Origin of the sequence: Duganella guangzhouensis, assembly GCF_009674535.1 — a bacterium.
Taxonomy (GTDB): domain Bacteria; phylum Pseudomonadota; class Gammaproteobacteria; order Burkholderiales; family Burkholderiaceae_D; genus Rugamonas; species Rugamonas guangzhouensis.
Map to the genome: position 1 here is coordinate 174,876 of NZ_WKJK01000003.1, position 20,372 is coordinate 195,247.

18 protein-coding genes are annotated in these 20,372 nt (G+C 62.9%); 7 read left to right on the plus strand and 11 right to left on the minus strand.

Annotated features, from left to right (window positions below):
- Nucleotides 1-102 precede the first annotated feature (102 nt).
- The 3 genes from GJ699_RS06790 to GJ699_RS06800 are packed head-to-tail and all read right to left on the minus strand — an operon-like array spanning nt 103 to nt 5,253.
- Nucleotides 103-2,736, minus strand: coding sequence for a hybrid sensor histidine kinase/response regulator (locus GJ699_RS06790; protein ID WP_154374413.1), 2,634 nt, complete (start codon nt 2,734-2,736; stop codon nt 103-105).
- A gap of 39 nt (nt 2,737-2,775) precedes the next feature.
- A complete protein-coding gene (locus tag GJ699_RS06795; protein ID WP_154374415.1) occupies nt 2,776-3,921 on the minus strand; it encodes a glycerate kinase in 1,146 nt (381 codons plus the stop codon).
- A 9-nt stretch (nt 3,922-3,930) separates the two neighbouring features.
- Nucleotides 3,931-5,253 (minus strand): MFS transporter, encoded by a 1,323-nt coding sequence (locus GJ699_RS06800; protein ID WP_154374417.1) that lies wholly within the window; start codon nt 5,251-5,253, stop codon nt 3,931-3,933.
- A 129-nt stretch (nt 5,254-5,382) separates the two neighbouring features.
- Here GJ699_RS06800 and GJ699_RS06805 point away from each other — a divergent pair, with 129 nt between their 5' ends.
- From GJ699_RS06805 to bcaP, 3 genes are all read left to right on the plus strand, one after another.
- Entirely contained in the window at nt 5,383-6,558 is a 1,176-nt protein-coding gene (locus GJ699_RS06805) for a sugar diacid recognition domain-containing protein (protein ID WP_154374419.1), read from the plus strand.
- A gap of 89 nt (nt 6,559-6,647) precedes the next feature.
- Nucleotides 6,648-6,824: a hypothetical protein gene (locus GJ699_RS06810; protein WP_154374421.1), complete on the plus strand. Its 177-nt coding sequence runs from the start codon at nt 6,648-6,650 to the stop codon at nt 6,822-6,824.
- Nucleotides 6,825-6,994: 170 nt separating this feature from the next.
- Nucleotides 6,995-8,386, plus strand: coding sequence for a branched-chain amino acid transporter BcaP (gene bcaP / locus GJ699_RS06815; RefSeq protein WP_308495505.1), 1,392 nt, complete (start codon nt 6,995-6,997; stop codon nt 8,384-8,386).
- 10 nt (nt 8,387-8,396) lie between these two features.
- On the opposite strand, the gene GJ699_RS06820 is transcribed toward bcaP, so the two are convergent.
- The gene (locus GJ699_RS06820) at nt 8,397-9,356 is read right to left on the minus strand and encodes a GlxA family transcriptional regulator (RefSeq protein ID WP_154374423.1); all 960 of its coding nucleotides are present in this window, start codon (nt 9,354-9,356) and stop codon (nt 8,397-8,399) included.
- A gap of 96 nt (nt 9,357-9,452) precedes the next feature.
- Here GJ699_RS06820 and GJ699_RS06825 point away from each other — a divergent pair, with 96 nt between their 5' ends.
- Nucleotides 9,453-10,004, plus strand: coding sequence for a thioesterase family protein (locus tag GJ699_RS06825; protein ID WP_154374425.1), 552 nt, complete (start codon nt 9,453-9,455; stop codon nt 10,002-10,004).
- On the opposite strand, the gene GJ699_RS06830 is transcribed toward GJ699_RS06825, so the two are convergent.
- The 3 genes from GJ699_RS06830 to GJ699_RS06840 form a co-directional block, all read right to left on the minus strand.
- A complete protein-coding gene (locus GJ699_RS06830) occupies nt 9,991-11,454 on the minus strand; it encodes a pectate lyase family protein (RefSeq protein ID WP_229261979.1) in 1,464 nt (487 codons plus the stop codon). The genes GJ699_RS06825 and GJ699_RS06830 overlap by 14 nt on opposite strands.
- Before the next feature lie 93 nt (nt 11,455-11,547).
- Nucleotides 11,548-12,234: a pentapeptide repeat-containing protein gene (locus GJ699_RS06835; RefSeq protein ID WP_154374427.1), complete on the minus strand. Its 687-nt coding sequence runs from the start codon at nt 12,232-12,234 to the stop codon at nt 11,548-11,550.
- A complete protein-coding gene (locus tag GJ699_RS06840) occupies nt 12,235-12,669 on the minus strand; it encodes a nuclear transport factor 2 family protein (RefSeq protein ID WP_154374428.1) in 435 nt (144 codons plus the stop codon).
- Nucleotides 12,670-12,745: 76 nt separating this feature from the next.
- Here GJ699_RS06840 and GJ699_RS06845 point away from each other — a divergent pair, with 76 nt between their 5' ends.
- Nucleotides 12,746-13,306: a flavin reductase family protein gene (locus GJ699_RS06845; RefSeq protein WP_154374430.1), complete on the plus strand. Its 561-nt coding sequence runs from the start codon at nt 12,746-12,748 to the stop codon at nt 13,304-13,306.
- Nucleotides 13,307-13,336: 30 nt separating this feature from the next.
- The gene (locus GJ699_RS06850; protein WP_154374432.1) at nt 13,337-14,635 is read left to right on the plus strand and encodes a cation:proton antiporter; all 1,299 of its coding nucleotides are present in this window, start codon (nt 13,337-13,339) and stop codon (nt 14,633-14,635) included.
- Nucleotides 14,636-14,642: 7 nt separating this feature from the next.
- Here GJ699_RS06850 and GJ699_RS06855 read toward each other — a convergent pair whose 3' ends face one another.
- Complete coding sequence (locus tag GJ699_RS06855; RefSeq protein ID WP_154374434.1) at nt 14,643-15,704, minus strand: tartrate dehydrogenase; 1,062 nt, start codon at nt 15,702-15,704, stop codon at nt 14,643-14,645.
- 86 nt (nt 15,705-15,790) lie between these two features.
- Here GJ699_RS06855 and GJ699_RS06860 point away from each other — a divergent pair, with 86 nt between their 5' ends.
- Nucleotides 15,791-16,699 (plus strand): LysR substrate-binding domain-containing protein, encoded by a 909-nt coding sequence (locus GJ699_RS06860; protein WP_371867478.1) that lies wholly within the window; start codon nt 15,791-15,793, stop codon nt 16,697-16,699.
- Here GJ699_RS06860 and GJ699_RS06865 read toward each other — a convergent pair.
- The 3 genes from GJ699_RS06865 to GJ699_RS06875 form a co-directional block, all read right to left on the minus strand.
- The gene (locus GJ699_RS06865; protein WP_154374436.1) at nt 16,690-17,826 is read right to left on the minus strand and encodes an acetyltransferase domain-containing protein; all 1,137 of its coding nucleotides are present in this window, start codon (nt 17,824-17,826) and stop codon (nt 16,690-16,692) included. The two genes, GJ699_RS06860 and GJ699_RS06865, sit on opposite strands and share 10 nt — an antisense overlap.
- Nucleotides 17,823-19,886 (minus strand): TonB-dependent siderophore receptor, encoded by a 2,064-nt coding sequence (locus GJ699_RS06870; RefSeq protein ID WP_154374438.1) that lies wholly within the window; start codon nt 19,884-19,886, stop codon nt 17,823-17,825. Before GJ699_RS06870 ends, GJ699_RS06865 begins: the two co-directional genes overlap by 4 nt.
- Before the next feature lie 111 nt (nt 19,887-19,997).
- A complete protein-coding gene (locus GJ699_RS06875) occupies nt 19,998-20,234 on the minus strand; it encodes a hypothetical protein (protein ID WP_154374440.1) in 237 nt (78 codons plus the stop codon).
- Between the last annotated feature and the right edge of the window lie 138 nt (nt 20,235-20,372).

The window sequence follows — 20,372 nt, forward strand, 5'->3', positions numbered from 1 at the left end:
GGGCGTCAATATAAAGCGCGCGCCCACGTAATAAAACGAACAATTCCAAATAAGCTTGTTTAAAAAAATCGCGATCTCGAAATGAATATCGCAGCCGTCAATTTAGTTATCGGAGCGTGGCCGCAGATGGCGCGCCAGCGTCGCAAACATATGCTCAACGTCGATCGGCTTGGCGATAAAATCGTCCATGCCGGCCGCCGTGCACTGTTCGCGCTCGGACTCCATCACGCCGGCCGTCATGGCGATCACCGGCAAGCCCAGGCCCAGTTCAGCGCGGATGATGCGGGTGGCGCTGAAGCCATCCATCACCGGCATCTGCACGTCCATCAAGATCAGATCGAAGGCGGCATCGGCGCGCAGCAAGTCGATCGCCACCTGGCCGTTTTCCGCCACCGTGACCAGCGCGCGCGCCTGTTCCAGTATGCCGCGCGCCACGTTCTGATTGATCGGATTGTCCTCTACCAGCAAAATGCGCACGCCCTCCAGCGCGGGCAGCTGTGCCGGCACCGGCACACCACCACCGGGTGCGGATGGCGCCAGCGCGGTCTGCACCGCGTCGAACAGGCTGGATGCGGTGACCGGCTTGGTCAGCAAGGCGGCACTGTTGGCGCCTTCCATCATCAGCTTGCCGCGCCCGTACGCATTCATCATGCAGACTGCAGGCAGTTGCGGCGCCTGTTCGTGCAAGGCGTGCATGGTGGCCGCGCCATCCATGCCAGGCATCTGGCTGTCGACCAGCACCACGTCGTAATGCCGGCCAGCGCGCAGCTGCGCTAACGCTTCCTCGCCGGAGGCCACGCTGTCGCTGGTCCACTGCCATGCCTGGATGGTCTTGCTGATGAACTGGCGGCTGGTGTGGTTATCGTCCACCACCAGCACATGCAGCTTGTTCGGCATCACCCGCGCCGACTCCTCCACGTCGGCCTGTAACGCCAGCGTGAACTGAAACTCGCTACCCTTCCCAGGCTCGCTACGCACCACGATGGTGCCGCCCAGCAGATCGATCAGCCCTTTGGAAATCGTCAGCCCCAGCCCGGTGCCGCCGAAGCGGCGTGTGAACGACAAGTCGCCCTGCGTGAACGGCGAGAACAGGCGCGCCAGCTGCTCCTCGCTCATGCCGATGCCGCTATCGCGCACGCAGAAGCGCAGCGTCAGCGGCTCGCGCGCCACGCGCTGCACCAGCACCGACACCTCGCCCTGCTCGGTGAACTTGATGGCGTTGCCGGCCAGGTTGACCAGCACCTGCTGCAGCCGCAGCGCATCGCCAAACAGCACACGCGGCACATCCGGCTCCACGCCGATGCACAGCTCCAGATTCTTTTCGCCGGCACTGACGCTCATGATGCTGGCCAGCGCATGCAGCACATCGTCCAGCTTGAAACGTACCGGGTGCAGTTCCACCTTCCCGGCCTGCATCTTGGAGAAATCCAGAATGTCGTTGAGGATGCCCAGCAGCGACTGGCCGGAAGCCCGTATCATCTCCAGATAACGGCTCTGCTCCGGCGACAGATTGGTGGCGCCCAGCAGATGCGCCATGCCCAGCACCGCGTTCATCGGCGTGCGCAGCTCGTGGCTCATATTGGCCACGAAGACGTCCTTGGCGGCATTGGCGGCCTGCGCTTCCCGCATGGCCGACTGCAGTTGCGTGGTGCGCTCTTCGATCAGTCCCTCCAGATGGTGACGATGGTCCTGCAGCTCCTTCTCCACCGTCTTCAGCGTATTAATGGCATCGTCGGCCTCGCGGAACATCGGCGGTTCGGCCACCGTCACCTTGCCACGCCCCAGCGCCACTGCCGCCGACGACAAGGAGCCCACCGAACGCCCCAGATTGCGCGCCAACACCCAGGCCACCACAAAACCGGCGATCAGCAGCACCGCGACGATAATGCTGATCCATTTGATCGACGCCAGCATCTCGGACCACACCACGCTGCGCGGCACGCCAATCACCACCGCCCAGCCGCTGTAAGAAGAACGGCTGTACATCGAATACACCGGCAGTCCTTCCAGCGTAATCGCTTCCACCGCGTTCTCGCGCGCGGCCGGCATTTGCGCCAGCAGCGACGGGGCGCCTTTCTTGCCGACTGATTTTTCCGGATCCAGCGTGCGCGCCACAATCACGCCCTGGCTGTCGAAGATGGCCGCCACGCGGTCCGGTGGCAACTGCTGTTCACGCAAGACGCGGCCCAGCCGCTCAGGCACAAACGCCACCGAAATGACATAGATGACTTTACCGTTGCGCAGCACCGGCGCATGAATGGCCACCAGCGGCCGTTTCAGCACGCCACCAATGAACACATCCGAGATCACCGGCTTACCGGTATCGAATACCTTGCGGATGCGATCCAGGCTGCCGGGATCCGGCAGCAACTGGCCGTACGGATGCACGGTATTCATCAGCTGTACCGAATCGCGGTCGCTGAGAACGAAATTAAAACCGGGGAATTCGGGCCGCAGCGCTTTACTGGCTTCGGCGTAGAAGGCAGCGATGTCGCCCTGGTCCAGGCTGGGCGAGTTGGCCAGCGCCAGCGCGACCGTGATGCCGGTGTTCAGATCGCGGTCCACCGCCTGGATCATGGCGCGCGCCATGATCAGCGTATCGAACTTGATCTGATGGCGTTCGCGTTCGATGAAGTGTGCGGTCAGCAGGGAAAAGCCGACAACCGCCGGCAAGGCGCAGGCCCATACCAGGCTGTAGATCTGCACCTTGATCGACGGCAGTCCGCCTCTCGCCATAGAAGTTTGTCCCCCTGACTTACATGGGGGACAACTCTATCACAAGCCCAGCCCCGCACCCAACCGTAGCGTGGCGGCGATGTTGCGTGCCGCGTTGCGCACGTTGACGGCGGCGGCGGCCAGCGCCTCTTCCACCGTGCATGGGCGGGTGACTGCGGCGAATACGGCGTCGATGCCGTGTTCATGCACCGCCGCCGCATCGCTGGCCAGCGAGCCGGCGAGGCCGATCACCGGCTTGCCGTGACGCTGCGCCACGCGCGCCACGCCGACCGGCGTTTTGCCGTGGATGGTCTGGCCGTCGATGCGGCCTTCGCCGGTGATGATCAATTCCGCGTCCGCCACCGCCGCATCCAGGCCGACGGCTGCGGTGACGATTTCACTGCCCGGCCGCAAACGGCCGCCGAGGAACACCAGCATGGCGGCGCCGATGCCACCACCAGCGCCTGCGCCCGGCACCTCGGCCACGTCCTGTCCCAGGTCGCGGGCGATGACCGCGGCGTAGTGACGCAGATTGTCGTCCAGCCGCGCCACCATCTCGGCGGTCGCGCCCTTCTGCGGGCCGAAGATGGCGGATGCGCCTTGCGGCCCCACCAGCGGGTTGCTGACGTCGCAGGCGATGTCGAACACGCAGTCCTTGATGCGCGCGTCCAGGCCGGACAGGTCGATACGGTCCAGCATATTCAGCGCGCCGCCGCCTGGCGGCAGGTCGGCGCCGGTGGCGTCCAGCAGCCGGCCGCCCAGTGCCTGCAGCATGCCGGCACCGCCGTCGTTGGTGGCGCTGCCGCCGATGCCCAGCACGAAACGGCGCGCGCCGGCGTTCAGCGCGTTCAATATCAGCTGGCCGGTGCCGTAGCTGGTGGTGCGCAGCGGATTACGCTGCGACGGCATCACCAGTTCCAGCCCGCTGGCGGCGGCCATTTCAATCACTGCGGTCTGGCCGTCGCCCATCAGGCCATAGAACGCCGATACCGTTTCGCCCAGCGGGCCGGTGACGGGCAAGGCGATGCGCTTGCCGCCACTGGCGTCGATCATGGCCTGCACCGTGCCCTCGCCGCCATCGGCGACCGGCAGCTTGACGTATTCCGCGTCCGGAAACACCTCGCGGAAGCCCGCTTCGATCTCATTAGCCACGGCCATCGCCGTCAGGCTCTCCTTGAACGAATCGGGCGCTATTACTATTTTCATCGGCGGCTCTTATCGATTAACGAGTTTCGCGGGAACCCGCAGCACCAGTATCGCACCGATCAACAGCACGCTGGAGAGAATATACAGCGCCATGTCGGTGCTCTGAGTCGCATCCTTGATCCAGCCGACCAGGAAGGGGCTGACGAAACCGGCGATCTGGCCCAGCGAGTTAATCAGCGCCAGCCCGCCTGCCGCTGCCGCGCTGCCAAGGAAGGCGGCCGGCAGAGACCAGAACAGCGCCAGTGCCGTCAGCGCGCCCATGGTCGCCATGCTCAAGCCGATCATGACGATCAGCGCATTGCTGGAGAAGTTAGCCGCCAGCAGCAGGCCAATCAGGCCCATACCCATCGGCAGCGAGACGTGGAAGCGGCGCTCGCGATGCTTGTCGGACGAACGGCCGGCCCACACCATGAACACGGCGGCCAGCAGATACGGCACTGCACTCAGCCAGCCCACCGTCTGCGCGCTCTGGAAGCCCAGCGCCTTGATGATGGACGGCAGCCAGAAGTTGATCGCGTAGACGCCCATCTGAATGCAGAAGTAAATCACGCCCAGCATCCACACGCTGCCGTTGCGCAGCACCGCGCCGAACGACTGGCCGACATTGCTGGCGGCGGCGCGCTGCTGTTCATCGGCGGCCAGCGCCGCCTGCATCGCGGACTTCTCTTCAACGCTCAACCACTTGGCTTGCGCGATGCCATCATTCAGATACAGGAATACGCCCACGCCCAGCAGCACGGTCGGCAAACCCTGAAGCAGGAACAGCCACTGCCAGCCGGCCATGCCACCCTGGCCGGCCGAGAAGTGCGACAGCATCCAGCCGGACAGCGGACCGCCGATCAGGCCCGAAATCGGAATCGCCGACATGAACAGCGCCATCACCTGGCCGCGCTTCTGGGTCGGGAACCAGTGCGTAAAGTACAGCACCATGCCGGGGAAGAAGCCGGCTTCCGCCACGCCTGTGAAGAAGCGCAGCACATAGAACGAAGTTGGGGAGTTCACAAACAGCATGCAGGCGGACAGGCCGCCCCACGCGATCATCATCACCGAAATCCAGCGCCGGGCGCCGATTTTGTGCAGGATCAGATTACTCGGCACGCCACTCAGCACGTAACCGATGAAGAAGATGCCGGCGCCCAGGCCGTACACCGTATTGCTCAATTTGAGGGCGTCCAGCATCTCCAGCTTGGCAAAGCCGACGTTGACGCGGTCCAGGTAATTGAACAGGTAGCAGACGAAGATAAACGGGATCAGGTGCCAGCTGGCTTTTTTATATGCGCCATCCAGAACGGACGCCGCCGGCCACGCTTGTGCAGTGGTGGAAGTGCTCATGCAAGTCTCCGGGGTATTTTAATGATACGGCGATTATCTGGAATCCTTCACAAAAAAGCATTGGCCAGATGCCCGAATCTCCGCGTCACGCACCACCATTTATTGTGCAAATGCCCTAAAATGACGCCCATGGATATCTTGAGTACGGCCCTGGCGCAGGACATCGTCACCCGCACCATGCGCATCATTCCCTATAACGTCAACGTCATGGACGCCAACGGCAGCATCATCGCCAGCGGTAATCCGGCCCGTATCGGCGAGCTGCACGCCGGCGCCCTGCTGGCACTGGCCAAGCGGCTGACGGTGGAAATCGACCAGGCCAGCGCCCGCAATCTGCACGGCGCTCAGCCGGGCATCAATCTGCCGTTGACGGTGCACGGCCAATTATGCGGCGCGGTGGGCCTGAGCGGCGCGCCGGACGAAGTACGCCAGTTCGGTGAGCTGGTGCGGCTGACCGCCGAAATGATCCTCGAACAGGCGCAATTGGCCGGCGAACTGCAGCGCGATTCGCGCTACCGCGAAGCCTTCGTCCTCAATCTGATCAACGGCGACCACGCCGATCCGGCCGACCTGGCGGCATGGGCGCACCGGCTCGACGTGCGGTTTGAACGCCTTCACGCGGTCTACCTGCTGGAGCTGGACGGCGACGCCGCCACGACGCCGGACCCGCAAGCGCTGCAACTGCGGCTGCAGGCGCGCGTGCCAGCCGCCCTGACTGCGGCCGCCGGCCCGCGCGAACTGGCGATCCTGGAGTTTTTCGATCCGCCCGGCCCGGGTCACGAGCGCCAGTTGCAGGCGCTGGGCGCCATCCTGCGCGAACTGTATCCGCAACCGCATGCGCTCACCCAGGGCATCGCCGGCCAGGGCATGACCGAGGTGACCACCAGTTGGCAAAGCGCCCGCACCGCCGCCCGCCTGTGCCGCGCGCGTCAGCCGCGCATCATCGGCAGCGGCGGCGGCAGCAGCGGCGGCGCTGGCAAGCAGCACCTGTACAGTTACTACGATCATGCACTGCCTGTACTGCTGTCCGGCCTGAACACCGGCTGGCAGGCGGCCCAACTGCGCGCGCCGATCGACAAGCTGGGGAAGAACCGCGAACTGCTCCAGCGCACGCTGGAAGCCTGGTTCGCCCACGACGGCCAGCCCGCCGCCACCGCCGAAGCGTTGCATATACACCGCAATACGCTGGATTACCGCCTGCGCCGCATCGGCGACATTACCGGCCTGAATCTGGCCCGGCTGGAGGACCGCTTCCTGCTGTACGTATCATCCCTGCTATCTATCGACAAATCAGATACCAGCTAGTTACAGAATCCATTCGTCATGGCGCAGTGTTCTGACTAACATGAAGTCAATAACAACAGTAAACACTACTGCAATAACAGGAGACAGCCATGGCCATCCTCAAAACCGCCTTGTGCGCCGCAGCAATCGCTTCGCCGCTGGCAGCACCCGTCGTCGACTGGGTCGTCGAACAAACCTCGCCGGTGACGCAAGCCGTCGCCGTGGCACAGATTTATATCCCGCCGCCGATCGATATGGGCAAGCTGGGAGACGCCTTCCGTCGTTAATCCAAGCACGCCGCGCGCAAAACAAACATACTCCGGCAATCACCGTCATTTTTCGGTAATAAAACGGCAGCTTTGACTCCAGCATATTGTATTATTTGCGGTCGCCCGATCCCAGCGCTCACAAGGCGCCGATCGGGAATTGCGATAACCACAATAAATCTGGAGCCATTTTGAGCATCTTTAGAACCAAGAATCTGGACGACATGATCGCCAACGCCGGCAAACCCGGCGGCCTGGCCAAAGTGCTCGGTCCCTTCGACCTGATCTTGATGGGCATAGGCGCCATCGTCGGTACCGGCATCTTCGTGCTAACCGGTACCGGTGCCGTGACGGCCGGTCCGGCGCTGACGCTGTCCTTTGTCGTCGCCGCCATCGCCTGCGGCTTTGCCGCCCTTTGCTACGCTGAATTTGCCTCCACCGTCCCGGTGGCCGGCTCCATCTACACCTATTCCTACGCCACGCTGGGTGAACTGGCGGCCTGGATGATCGGCTGGGATCTACTGCTGGAATACGGCCTCGCCAGCTCCGCCGTGTCGGTCGGCTGGTCCGGCTACTTCCAGTCGCTGATTTCCGGCTTCGGCTGGCATCTGCCGGTGGCACTCAGCGCCGCCCCTGGCGCCCTGCCCGGCGTCGCTACTATCATCAACCTGCCGGCACTGCTGATCATGCTGGTGCTGACCGGGATGCTGAGCCTCGGCGTGCGCGAATCGGCGCGCGTCAACAACGTCATGGTGGTCATCAAGATCACTGTGGTACTGCTGTTTATCGTCGTCGGCGCGCGTCACGTCACGCCGGCCAACTGGCAGCCGTTCATGCCGTACGGCGTCAACGGCATGCTGAGCGCCTCGGCGCTGGTGTTCTTCGCCTTCATCGGTTTCGACGCTGTGACCTCGGCGGCGGAAGAAGTCAAACGTCCGGAACGTGATCTGCCGATCGGCATCATCGGTTCGCTGGCCGCCTGCACCGTGCTGTATGTGATCGTTTCGGGCATCATGACCGGCATCGTGCCATTCAAAGAATTCCTCGGCGTCGACCACCCAGTCACGCTGGCACTGCAACACGCCGGTGAAAACTGGTTCGCCGGTTTCGTCGACCTGGGCGCGATCCTGGGCATGACTACCGTGATTCTGGTGATGGCCTACGGCCAGACCCGCATCATCTACGCCATGTCGCGCGACGGCCTGCTGCCGAAACGCCTGTCGACCGTGCATCCGCGCTTCCAGACCCCGTTCTTCGCCACCTGGCTGGTCGGCATTGTGTTTGGCCTGATGGCCGCCTTCGTGCCGCTGAACGTGCTGAGTGAGCTGGTGAACATCGGCACCCTGGCCGCGTTCACGCTGGTGTCGGTGGCGGTGGTCATCCTGCGCAAAAAACGCCCTGACCTGAAGCGCGCCTTCCGCTGCCCTGGCGTGCCGGTGATCCCGGCGCTGGCAGTGGTGTTCTGCGTGACGCTGATGGCTTATCTGAGCTGGGTTACCTGGGTTGCCTTCGGCATCTGGCTGGTGATCGGCCTGGTGATCTACTTCGGCTACGCCCGCCAGCACTCGCTGCTGAACAAATAAGCCTGTCCCCCTACGCTGCCCGCGGCTGGAACTTCTTCCGGTACGACGCGGGCAGCAGTCCCACCCGCTGCTGGAACAGCCGGCGGAACGAATTACTGTCCTCGTATCCCACCTTGAAGGTAATGCTGTCCAGGCTCATACGCGTGGATTCCAGCAGATGCTTGGCCTGCTCCAGCCGCAGCGTTTGCAGGTAGGCCAGCGGTGTGTAGCCAGTCGCCTCCTTGAAGCGGCGCATGAAATTGCGCACGCCGAAGCCGAAGCGCGGCGCCAGTTCCTCGATCGCCAGCGGTTCGCTGTAATGCTCCTCCAGCCAGTTCTGCACGCGCAGGATATCGGCGTCGCCGTGACTCTTCGGCATAGACCACATCACATACACCGACTGCTCGCTGCGGGCGTTATCGATCAGCAGATAGCGGCTGCATTTCTGCGCCAGCTCCAGCGAGGCGTAACGGCGCGTCAGGTGCAGCAGCAGATCCATACCGGCGCTGGCGCCACCGCTGGTAATCAGGCCACCGTCCTCGCACAGCGTGTGACGCTCGTCCATGCGAATGTCCGGATAGCGCTTGCGGAACAGGTCCGCGAACGCCCAGTGAGTGGTGGCGCGGGCGCCGGACAGCAAGCCGGTTTCGGCCAGCAGGAAGGTCGCGGTGCACATGCTGGCCAACACCGCGCCCTGCGCGTGCTGGCGACGCAGCCAGTCACCATAGCGCGCAAAACCGGGCAAGGCTTCGCGCAACGTGAACAGGAAACCGGGGATCAGCACCAGATCGGTATGCTCGATATCGTCCAGCGCGGCGTCGGCGTCCAGCGTCAGGCCGCGCAGCGTGCGCACCGGCTGGCCGTCCAGCGAAGCGGTGGTGACGTCGAACACCGGCTGCTCGGACAGCAGATTGACGGCGGTGAGAAGTTCCAGCGCGGTGGTGGCGCTGGAGGCCGAACACAGGTCGGCAAGAAGTAAGGTAACGTGCATGATGGCAGATTTCGCATGAAAAAAGTCATTTCCGCACCTACCTTAGCAGATTCCAGTCACCTATAGTGGTGGCCACACTCTACTCACCCTGACACTATGAATCTCTGGTTCCGCCTCCTGTTATTGCTGTTGCGCCGTCCGTGGCGCCAGAAAGCCGATCCGTTTTCCACCACGGTGGTGCGGATGCGCGTCTGGCCGCTGGATCTGGATTTGAACCGGCACGTCACCAACGGCCGCTATTTCACGCTGGCCGACGTCGGCCGCATGGACTATGTGCTGAAAAGCGGCGCCTTCCGCACCGCGCTGCGTCACAAGGCGGTACCCATCGTCGGTGACGCCTGGGGCAAATTCCGCCGCGAGCTGAAAGTGTTTGAATCCTTTGAAGTCCACACCCGCATGCTGGGCTGGGACGATAAATGGAGCTTCCTTGAACACCGCTTCGTCAAGGATGGCCGCGTGGCCGGTGTGGTGGTGATGCGCGGTGTATTCCGTGCCGCGCGCGGCACGGTACCGCCAGCCGACATCGTGCGCGATCTCGGCATGCCGACGCAGTCGCCACCGCTGCCGCAGTGGCTGACCGCGTGGTCGGACAGCTGCGACGGCATGAGCGTGCAGCTGCGCGACGAGGAAGGACTTACTGCACGCTGATTTTGCCGGTGCCGGCGTTACTCGTCACCGAGGCTTTCACCGCCGTTGCCGCCAGCGGCGTGAAGGCATAGGGCACAGTCCAGCCTACCGAGGCGCTGAAGCTGCACTTGCCCGCCACGTCCAGTGCCACACCGTTCAGCAGCGAGCCGCTGTCGACGATGGCGCCGGTTTTGCTCGATGAGCCGGGGTTGGTGACGATCTGGGTGCACACCGTGGCGCCGGTGACGTCAAACGCATTGTTCTGCGAGATGATCTTGGCCAGATAGCCGACGCCGATGCTGTAGTGATGCGGGTAGACCGCGTGGGTGCGGCTGCCTTCGAAGTAGTTGTTATAGACGTGGACCTTGCCGAAACGGACTCGCGGCGCCCGCTCGCTGACGTTGAGGAAGTGGTTGCCGGTGAAAGTCACGGTCAGATGGCCGTCGTCGCTGGTACGCGAGTCGGATGAGCCGATCAGGTTATTCTTGGTGTGCAGTTCGAAGCGGTTGTTGGAGACGGTGACGTAGTCCGAGCCGTTCTTCACGTCCAGCGCGCCGTCGTGGCACTGCTTGATCTTGCCGTTTTCGACTGGCAGCGTGTCGTCGGTCTTCGGTGCGTCGGTGAACACGTTGTGGTCGACCCACACGTTCTTCGAGTTCAGGATGGTGATGCCGTCGTATTCCGAGTTCCAGTTACCGGCGCTGCCGTCGTCCGGGTCCCACACTGGACTGATGTCGCACGGGTTGACGATATTCAGGTTGCGCACGATGACATTCTGCACGCCGTTGATGACGATGTTGGCGTTGACCAGCTTAGTATCGCTACCGATGCCGATCAGCGTGGTGTTGCTGCCCAATTTGATCTGCAGCCGCGCCGCCTGGTCGGTGGTGCTGGTGTAGGCGCCGCCGTTGTCGGCCGCGGTCGGGTCGATGGTGCCGTACAGTTTGATGATCTTCGGATTGTCGCCCTGAGCCTTGATGGCAGCCACCAGTTGCGAAGCCGAGCTGACTTTGTAGATCGCCGTGGAGGCGGCAGCGGCGCCACCGGTGGTGCCGCCGTTCTGGCTTGCCCAGCCGGCGGTTGGCGCGGCTTCATAAGTGGCATCGGCCGGCGTTGGCGTTGGCGTTGGCGTCGGAGTCGGAGTCGGAGTCGGTGTAGGAGTTGGCGTCGGGGTAGGCGTCGGAGTTGGCGTTGGCGTCGGCGTGGCCGACAACGGTCCCAGCGCGCACTTCTTGTCCTTGCCCGCATACGGATCGGAGCCAAAGGTCGCCACGCTGCACGCCACATCGCCGGACAAGGTCTGGATCACCCACTGATCCTTGATCCCGAACGACACCTGCCGCGTGCTGGTGCCCACTTTGCAAGTACCGCCTTCGTCCGCGCACTTCGAAAAGCCGCTCGGCCAATCCACCGCCTGCGCATGGCCTGCGAACAGCATGGCGATAGCCGCCACCAAAGTCGTTTGTTTCATCGTTCCCCCTTTTAAATTTCACAACCATATCAGAATGGAAATTTCACCCTAACACAATTGCTGTACGGAAACAAACAAAACAAATAAAACCAGTTACACGACCATCAGCCCCAACTCGCGCAGGAAGCTGGCCGACTGCGCGTGCGAAATAATGGCGCCTTTGAACAAACCGCCATCGGTCAACTTCACGCCCTCGATGTCGGCGCCGCGCAGATCGGTGCCCTGCAGCTTGGCCTGTTTCAGCACCGCGTTACGCAGGCTGCCGCCTTCAAACACCGCGTCGCGGAAATCGCAGGCAGCCAGATAGGCATCGGAAAAATCCAGCTCCTTCAGCACCGCCTTGCGGAACGAGAAACCGCGCATGTCCGCGCCCACCAGCAGGCATTCCTCGAAGTGGATGCCCAGGTGCGCTACTTCCTCGAACGACGCGCCGGTTAGCTTGCAGCCGCTGAACCAGGCCGATGCCAGCTTGGCGCGGCGCCACTTGGTGTTATTCAGATCGCAGCCTTCAAAACGCGCATCGACGCCATCGGCCGATTCCAGATCCGCACTGCCGGCGCGGCAGCGCAGCCAATGCGAGCGCGCCAGCTTGCAAGCGAACAGCGTGGTGCCGGCAAAGGTGCAGCGCTCGAACACCACGCCTTGCAGATCAAGACGCGACAAATCCTCATCATCGAAAGCGCAGCTCTCGAAACGGCGCACGCCTTGTGCCAGATGATGTTCCAGTTCAGCGCGCGACAGCGCCACGCCTGATACGGCGTTGGTATTCAGTTGTTCCATTTACTTGAGATTCATTGTTTGCACCGCCAGCAGCTTACACTGCCCGTCCACATTCACATAAGTGCGCATGAACTGATAGCGGTTGGCGCGCCAGGTGACGCCGTCGGCATTCCACTGTTCGGTGGTGCTGACGCCGCGCAGGACCGTGGTATCGCCCTGCGTGTGGCCGTGCACATCGCTGGTGGTGCGGGATTTATAAACTACCGGTTTCTCCAGCCGCGCCAGCAGACTGGCGCGCGACTCGATCTGTGAGCCCAGCGAATGGACCCACACATAATCGTCGGCCAGCAGCGTTTTCAAAAACGCCACATCGCCCACGCGCAACGCTTCCTCATATCGGGAATCGCGCTCGACCAGCGCCGCGACCGGCAAACAAGGCACCGCCGACGCCAGCACAGGCAGCAGCGCCGCCAGAGAAAGCAGGAGTTTTTTCATAGTGCCGGAGAGTATAACCGCTCCACCGTGCCCTATCCCACAGACTTTTCGAATATATCGCCCTATCCTTGGGCACATGATAAAAAAATATCGCAAGCAGCACTACGACGTGGCCAACGTGCGCCGCCTGCTGGAGCCTGGGCCGGTGGTGCTGGTCAGCTCCGCCTGGCAAGGACGGAACAACATCATGACCATGGGCTGGCACATGATGATCGGCTTTACGCCAGCGCTGTTTGGCTGCTACATCGATGAGAGCAATCACAGCTACGAGATGGTGGTCGGCAGCGGCGAATGCGTGATCAACCTGCCAACCGCCGAATTGCTGGAACAAGTCATCGGCATCGGCAATTGCAGCGGTGCCGACACCGATAAATTTACCCTCTTCGGCCTGACGCCCGAAGCGGCGGAGATGGTGGAGGCACCGCTGATCGCCGAGTGCTACGCCAGCTTTGAATGCCGACTGGCGGATGCGAAGCCGAATCCCAATCATCCGCTGTTTGTGTGGGAAGTCGTGCGTGCGCACGTCGCCACCAGGCCACGCCTGCCGAAGACCCTGCACTACCGGGGCGACGGTGAATTCATGGTATCGGGGCGCGAAATCGCCACACTGGAACGCTACCCCAATCAGCGCCGCTAAAGCCGCAGCGTCTACGGACAAGGAGACGCAATGAGCACTAATCACTGGTTTCTGTTGGTCGGTCTGCTGATGCTGGCGCGCGGGCTGGCGGTGACGACTATCGCCCGCTCGCCCTTCACCTCCGCCATTGTCTACCTGGCGGTCGGACTGCTGCTGGGGCCCAGCTTCTTCAACATTCTGAATTTCGATCCGGCCAAGGAATCGGCCCTGCTGCAAATGCTGACCCAGATCGCGCTGCTGATCTCCCTGTTCTCGGCCGGGATCAAGATGCCGGTGCCATTCAAGCTGGGACGCTGGAACGCGCCGCTGCGCCTGGCCTGGCTGTCGATGACGCTGACGGTGGCGCTGGTGGCGCTGTTCGGCTGGTACGTGCTGCATCTGCCACCCGGCGCCGCCATTCTGCTGGGCGGCATCCTCGCGCCCACCGATCCGGTGCTGGCCACTGACGTGCAGGTGCGCCATCCCGGCGACAAGGACAAGCTGCGCTTCACCCTCACCTGCGAAGCCGGCATGAACGACGGCAGCGCCTTCCCCTTCGTACTGCTTGGCCTGGCCATGCTGAACGCCGGCGACAGCGGCGGCACCGATCATCTGGTGCACTGGCTGCTGGTCGACGTGATCTGGGCCACCGCTGCCGCAGTGGCGGTGGGCGTGGCGGCCGGCGCAGGACTGGCGCGGTTGGGCTGGCGCCTGCGCATCGTCGAACCACGCCACGAAATCATGGACGATCTGGTCGGCCTCGGCATGATCGCCGTGGTGTATGCCGCCGCAAGCCTGATCAAGGCATCCGGCTTCCTGGCCGTGTTCTTCGCCGCCGTCGCGCTACGTCAGACCGAGCTGGTACTGGCCGGCGCGCCCAAGGACCGTCACGGCCTGCTGGAGCCGGACGTCGCCAAGTCCGAAGTGGCGCAAGCCAGCAACGTGCCGCAGGTGGTCAGCGGCGAATCGCTGGTCTTCAAGGAACATCTGGAGCGCCTGTCCGAGCTGACGCTGGTGCTACTGCTGGGCGGGATGATCTCGCTGAACGACCTGCCCTACGAAACCATCGGCGTGGCGGCCTTCCTGTTCATAGTCGCCCGCCCGCTGTCGGTCTGCCTCGGCATGATCGGCGCCGGCGCCAGCAAACGCATGTGCGGCATCACCGGCTGGTTCGGCGTGCGCGGCATCGGTTCGCTGTTTTATCTGGTGTACGCGATCCAGGCCGGTCTGCCGGCAGATATCGCGCGCCAGCTCACCGGCATCTCGCTCGGCGTCATCATGCTGTCGATCCTGATCCACGGCTTCAGCGTCAAGCCGTTGCTGGATCAGGGTTACTGGCCGCGCCGCTGAAGCGCGCTCAGATCAGCGCCGCAATCGCCTTGCCAACGTCGGTGGTGCTGGCGCTGCCGCCCATGTCCGGCGTGCGCGGACCATCCACCAGACAACGTTCCAGCGCCGCCACCATCGCATCGTGCGCATCGGTATAGCCGAGGAAGTCCAGCATCATCGCGCCGCACCAGATCATGGCGATCGGGTTGGCGATATTCTGGCCGTAGATGTCCGGTGCCGAACCGTGCACCGGCTCAAACAGCGACGGGAAGCTGCGCTCAGGATTCAGATTGGCCGAAGGCGCGATGCCGATGGTGCCGGCGCAGGCCGGACCCAGATCGGACAGGATGTCACCAAACAGATTGGACGCCACCACCACGTCAAAACGCTCCGGCGACAGCACGAAGCGCGCGGTCAGGATATCGATGTGGTATTTGTCGTGGCGGACTTCGGGATAGTCCAGGCCCATCGCATCCACCCGCTCATCCCAGTACGGCATGCTGATCGAGATGCCGTTCGACTTGGTGGCCGAGGTCAGATGCTTCTTCGGCCGCTTCTGGGCCAGATCAAACGCGAACTTCAGCACGCGGTCCACGCCGGTGCGAGTGAAGATGGCTTCCTGCAGCACGAACTCGCGCTCCGTGCCTTCGAACATGCGGCCACCGACGCTGGAGTACTCGCCTTCGGTATTCTCGCGCACGATCACCATGTCGATGTCGCCCGGCTGCTTGTTGGCCAACGGGCATGGCACGCCGGGCAGCAGACGCACCGGCCGCAGGTTCACGTACTGGTCGAACTGGCGGCGGAACTTCAGCAGCGATCCCCACAGCGACACATGGTCCGGCACCGTCTCCGGCCAGCCGACGGCGCCGAAGAACAGCGCGTCGAAGCCCTGCAACTGTGCCATCCAGTCGTCCGGCATCATCTTGCCGTGCTGGAGATAGTACTCGCAGCTCGGCCACTCAAACGTGGTCCACTCGATGCCGAATTTGAAACGGCGCGCCGCCGCCTCCACCGCGCGTATCCCCTCAGGCATCACTTCCTTGCCGATGCCGTCACCCGCGAGCACGGCGATTTTATGTACTGTCATGGCGTTCTCCTCATGCGAAAGCCACAGCATAATCCGATTTTCATCGTTTATAATCAGCCTAAATGTAATTCGATAGAACACGAATCGTGGATAAACGCATAGACAATGAAGACCTGCGCGTCTTCGCCACCGCCGCCCGCAAGGCCAGCTTCGCAGCGGCGGCCGAGGAACTGGGCATGTCGCCGGCCTACGTCAGCAAACGGATCGGCATCCTGGAACAGATCCTCGGCGTGCGCCTGTTCCATCGCACCACGCGGCGCGTGACCGTCAGCGAGGATGGCGAAAAAGTCTACGCCCACGCCATGACGATCTTGGAAAACCTCGACAGCCTGCTGCACGAAGTGGCCGAACGGCGCGAGGTGCCACGCGGCCCGCTGCGCATCTGCAGCAGCTTCGGCTTCGGTCGCAACGTGGTGGCGCCGGTGGTGGCACGGCTGGTGGCCACGCATCCAGCGCTGCAGGTGCGGTTTGAAGTGTTCGACCGGCTGGTCGACATCGTCGCTGAAGGCTTCGACCTCGATGTCCGCATCGGCGATGACATCGCGCCCCACCTGATCGCCCGCAAGCTGATGGCCAATCACCGCATCCTGTGCGCGGCGCCGTCCTACCTGAAGCAGCACGGCACGCCGCGCAGTCTGGCCGATCTATCGGGACACAACTGCCTGGCCATCAAGGAACGCGACCTGCCATTTGGCGTATGGTCGCTGCGCGGCGCCGGCGGCGTGGAAGAAACGGTGAAAGTCACCGGCACGCTGTCGTCCAACCACGGCGAGATCGCGCTGCAATGGGCGGTGGCCGGCGCCGGCATCGTACTGCGCTCGCGCTGGGACGCGCAGCCGCATCTGGACAGCGGAGAACTGGTACAGCTGCTGCCGCAGTACACCCAGGACGCCAATGTGTGGGCGGTCTACCCGCAACGGCTTGCGGGTTCCGCCAAGGTGCGCGTGTGCGTCGAGTTCCTCGAACAGCAGTTGCTGGACAACGCTTACAGGTAACGCACCCACGCCATCGTGGTGCGGCGCTTGAAGTTGCCGAAGGCGCGGCATGGCCAGTACAGCAGCGGGATCAGCGCCACGGTCAAGGCCCACACCTGCCACAGGCTATCGAACTCATAGCGCGATCCGTGGTTCGCGCCCAAGGCCGTCACGGCCAGCATCTGCAAGGCCAGCAGCAGATACAGATGCAGCAGATAGTAGAACATAGGCGCGCCGCCAAAGGTGGCGCAGATGCGCAGGAAGGCGTTGTCGCGCTGCTCCAGCCAGGCCAGTACCAGCAGCCCGACGCCCAGCGTCAGCAGCAGGAAGGCCAGCGATGGCGGATATTTGGTCACGTTCAGGAAGGACATGGCGGTGTGCAGCGCGTCGACGCCCTGCTCCCACGGCTTGGTCTCGCCGTAGATATTCAGACCGCGCAGCACTGCCAGCAGCATCAGCGCTGCCACGCCGGCGCCGGCCAGCAGCTTGCGGCGCTGCGATGGCGCGGTGACCGAGGCATACCAAGGCCCGGCCGCATAGCCCAGCACAATCACGCCTATCCACGGCAGCAGCGGATAGCTGACCTTGACCTTCAGCGCGCCCTCGGCCACCAGGTAGCCACGGTCGTGCAGAATGGTCCAGGGGATGTAGCCCGCTTCGCCGGGCTGGAAGCTGATCGGCGTCAGCGCATTGTGGCCGAACACGATCGCCAGCCCGAGCGCGATCAGCACACCACGCGGCAGCTTGTGCAACAGCGCCAGTGCGATCATCGCCAGACCGATGACCCAGATCACCTGCAGGTAGATGGTAGTAGGCGGCACACGGCCGGTCCAGGCCACGCTGACCACACAGATTTCCAGCGCAATCAGAAACAGGCCACGCTTGAACAAAAAGCCCGCCGGCGAGCGCGCTCCGGCCGAAGGATGCGCATACAGCCAGGCCGACAGCCCTGTCAAAAACACGAACATCGGCGCGCAAAAGTGGGCCGCCAGGCGACTGAAGAACAGACCCGGATCGGTGTCCGCCACGTTCATCGGATCGCTGACCTGCCAGCGCAGGAAGAAGGTCTCGCGCACATGATCGATCATCATGATCATCATGACCAAGCCCCGCATCACATCGATGGAGGCCACACGTTTATTGCTCATAACTTGTATTGAAGTTTCAGGGTCACGCGGCGGCTTTCGCCCGGCTGCACCCAAGTTTGCTGATAAGAGCTGGCATAGTACACTTTGTCGAACAGATTATCGACGTCCAGCGACAAGCGCAGCTTGCTGTTCGGTGAATACGAAGACACCAGCCGCGCCGTCGTGTAGGCCGGCAGTTTGAAGGTGCTGGAGATGGCCACATCGCCATTGCGCTCACCGACGTAATTGACGCCGCCGCCAAACGAAGCGCGCTTGCCGCCCACGCTGAAGTCCTGCACCAGCAGCACATTGGCGCTGTTCTTCGGCACATTGGCCAGCCGGCCGCCAACCGCCAGCACGTTATCGCGCAACACCTTGGCATCGGTGTAGGCATAGGACAGCGACAGCTGCAGCTTGCGCGCGATCTCGCCCGCCACGTCCAGCTCCATGCCCTTGCTGCCTACCTCGCCGGCGGCCAGCGAGAAGTTGGTGTCCACAGGATTCAGCGTCAGCACGTTCTTCTTGTGGATGGAGTAGAACGCCAGCGTGCTGCTGATCTGCCCTTCATACTTGACGCCCGCCTCGTAAGCGCGGCTGCTCTCGGCCGGGAACGATTCGTTGTTGATGCCGATGCCACTGTTGGGACGGAACGACTTGCCTGCCGACGCATACAGCGAGACTTGCTTGTGCGGCTGGTACACAATGCCCGCGCGCGGACTGGTCGCATCCAGTGCCTGCCGGTTCTGCAAACCGCCGCGCAGGTGGTTGGTGATGGTCTGGCGATAGGCATCGCGGCGCACGCCCAGCAGCGCCTTCCAGTTCGCGGCCAGATCGATCTGGTCCTGCACATAAAACGCCGTCTGCCATTGCTGTTCACGGGTGTCGATCGACGTGGCCAGCGACGTCGGCTGCGTGCCGCCATACACCGGTGCGTAAATATCGATGGCATACGGCGCCGCTGCCGACGGGTTCCGGCGCAGTTGCAGCCGGTCGTCGATGAAGCGGTAGCCGTCAACGCCAAACAGCACATGATGCGCACCCGGTTTGCCCAGTAACTCCACGCGGCCGGACCAGTCCTGCGCCGAAAAATCCCGGTAGCGGCGCTGGCGCCACAACGTGCGGCCATCGGCCTGCAATGCCGACGCCTCGGTCGAATAACCCTTCATGCCGCTGCTGCGGTAAGACAGTCCGCTCTGCAGCGACCATTGCGGGTTGAAGTCATGCTGCACAAACAGCTGGTGGCCGGTGGAGCGCACCGTCATCGGGCCATCCGCCGTCTCGCCCAGAAAGCGCGAATTCGGAATCAATCCCAGCACGCCCTTCACCGCCAGCACGCCACGGTCGAAATACGCCTGCTGCTCGAACGCTTCCAGTTCATACGACAGTGTGGTGCTGTCCGACAGCCGCCAGATCACCGATGGCGATACCATGTGCCGCTTCGACGATAGCGTATCGCGGAAGCTGTCGCCTTGCTCGTAGGCCGCGTTGAGACGATATGCCACCGTGTCACTTAATGGCCCGGTGAGATCGGCCGCCGTGCGCCAGGTCTGGTGCGAGCCCACCGACTGCTCCAGCGTGTACGACGGCTGGAACAACGGCTTTTTGGTGGTGACGTTGATGATGCCACCCGGCTCGCCGCGTCCATACAATGCCGCCGCCGGCCCTTTCAGAATCTCGATGCTGCCGATGTTGGCGCTGTCGCGCAAGCCGTTGTAGCCACGGCTGGAACTGAAGCCGTTGACCAGAAAATCTGAACCATAATTGGGATCGCCGGTAAAGCCGCGTATCGCGTAGCTGTCCCACACGCCGCCGAAATTGCTCTGGCGTGAAATGCCGCTGCCCAGTTCCAGCGCATCGGCGAAGCGATTGACGCCGGCGTCGCGCAGCATGTCGGCGGTCAGCACGCGCGCGCTTTGCGGCAGATCCATCAAATCGGTCTCGGTCTTGGTGGCGCCGGTGGCGGACAGGCTGCGGTAAGGCTGACGCACGCCGGTAATCTCCACCACGTCGTCGGCGAACGCCATAAAGGGATAAACGGCGGCCAGGCATAGCGCCAGCCGTGAGGGTCGTACTACCAGCATGAGGGCTCCGTGTATTAATGCAATCCGCCTGCATTATACACAAATGCAACTCTATTGCATTAATTTGTAGGGCGTGATGGATGCGAATCTCATTCTGTATCACCGCCAGCGTCAGGAGTCTTCGTTTTTGAGGATGCCGCGCAGATTGGTCACGATCAGGCATAGCTGCAGCGCGATCAGCGCCCACGCATCGTCGTGCCAGCCCCACGCGATCCACAGCGCGTTACTGAGCAGGAAAGCGATAAAGCCGCCCTTGCGGCGCAGCGCGGACTTCGATCCCACCAGCAGCCCCGCCGTCACCGTGATTGCCATCGCAGGCCATTGCAGCAAGTCGATCCAGTCTCCCATCAACGGCTTTCGGTGTGTGACAACGCTTTACAGCATGGCCGACGCCCACGCCCTGGTATGTGCGCCAACACACCCCGGCCGGGATGCGGCTTGAGTGAGCGGCCTAACAGACAAGCGGTACCGCGCAGCCGATCATCC

Bases quoted from the DNA above. Each gene is read 5' to 3' on its own strand.
- GJ699_RS06790 (WP_154374413.1), bottom strand. From the start codon at position 2,736: ATGGCGAGAGGCGGACTGCCGTCGATCAAGGTGCAGATCTACAGCCTG.
- GJ699_RS06795 (WP_154374415.1), bottom strand. From the start codon at position 3,921: ATGAAAATAGTAATAGCGCCCGATTCGTTCAAGGAGAGCCTGACGGCG.
- GJ699_RS06800 (WP_154374417.1), bottom strand. From the start codon at position 5,253: ATGAGCACTTCCACCACTGCACAAGCGTGGCCGGCGGCGTCCGTTCTG.
- GJ699_RS06805 (WP_154374419.1), top strand. From the start codon at position 5,383: ATGGATATCTTGAGTACGGCCCTGGCGCAGGACATCGTCACCCGCACC.
- GJ699_RS06810 (WP_154374421.1), top strand. From the start codon at position 6,648: ATGGCCATCCTCAAAACCGCCTTGTGCGCCGCAGCAATCGCTTCGCCG.
- GJ699_RS06820 (WP_154374423.1), bottom strand. From the start codon at position 9,356: ATGCACGTTACCTTACTTCTTGCCGACCTGTGTTCGGCCTCCAGCGCC.
- GJ699_RS06825 (WP_154374425.1), top strand. From the start codon at position 9,453: ATGAATCTCTGGTTCCGCCTCCTGTTATTGCTGTTGCGCCGTCCGTGG.
- GJ699_RS06830 (WP_229261979.1), bottom strand. From the start codon at position 11,454: ATGAAACAAACGACTTTGGTGGCGGCTATCGCCATGCTGTTCGCAGGC.
- GJ699_RS06835 (WP_154374427.1), bottom strand. From the start codon at position 12,234: ATGGAACAACTGAATACCAACGCCGTATCAGGCGTGGCGCTGTCGCGC.
- GJ699_RS06840 (WP_154374428.1), bottom strand. From the start codon at position 12,669: ATGAAAAAACTCCTGCTTTCTCTGGCGGCGCTGCTGCCTGTGCTGGCG.
- GJ699_RS06845 (WP_154374430.1), top strand. From the start codon at position 12,746: ATGATAAAAAAATATCGCAAGCAGCACTACGACGTGGCCAACGTGCGC.
- GJ699_RS06850 (WP_154374432.1), top strand. From the start codon at position 13,337: ATGAGCACTAATCACTGGTTTCTGTTGGTCGGTCTGCTGATGCTGGCG.
- GJ699_RS06855 (WP_154374434.1), bottom strand. From the start codon at position 15,704: ATGACAGTACATAAAATCGCCGTGCTCGCGGGTGACGGCATCGGCAAG.
- GJ699_RS06865 (WP_154374436.1), bottom strand. From the start codon at position 17,826: ATGAGCAATAAACGTGTGGCCTCCATCGATGTGATGCGGGGCTTGGTC.
- GJ699_RS06870 (WP_154374438.1), bottom strand. From the start codon at position 19,886: ATGCTGGTAGTACGACCCTCACGGCTGGCGCTATGCCTGGCCGCCGTT.
- GJ699_RS06875 (WP_154374440.1), bottom strand. From the start codon at position 20,234: ATGGGAGACTGGATCGACTTGCTGCAATGGCCTGCGATGGCAATCACG.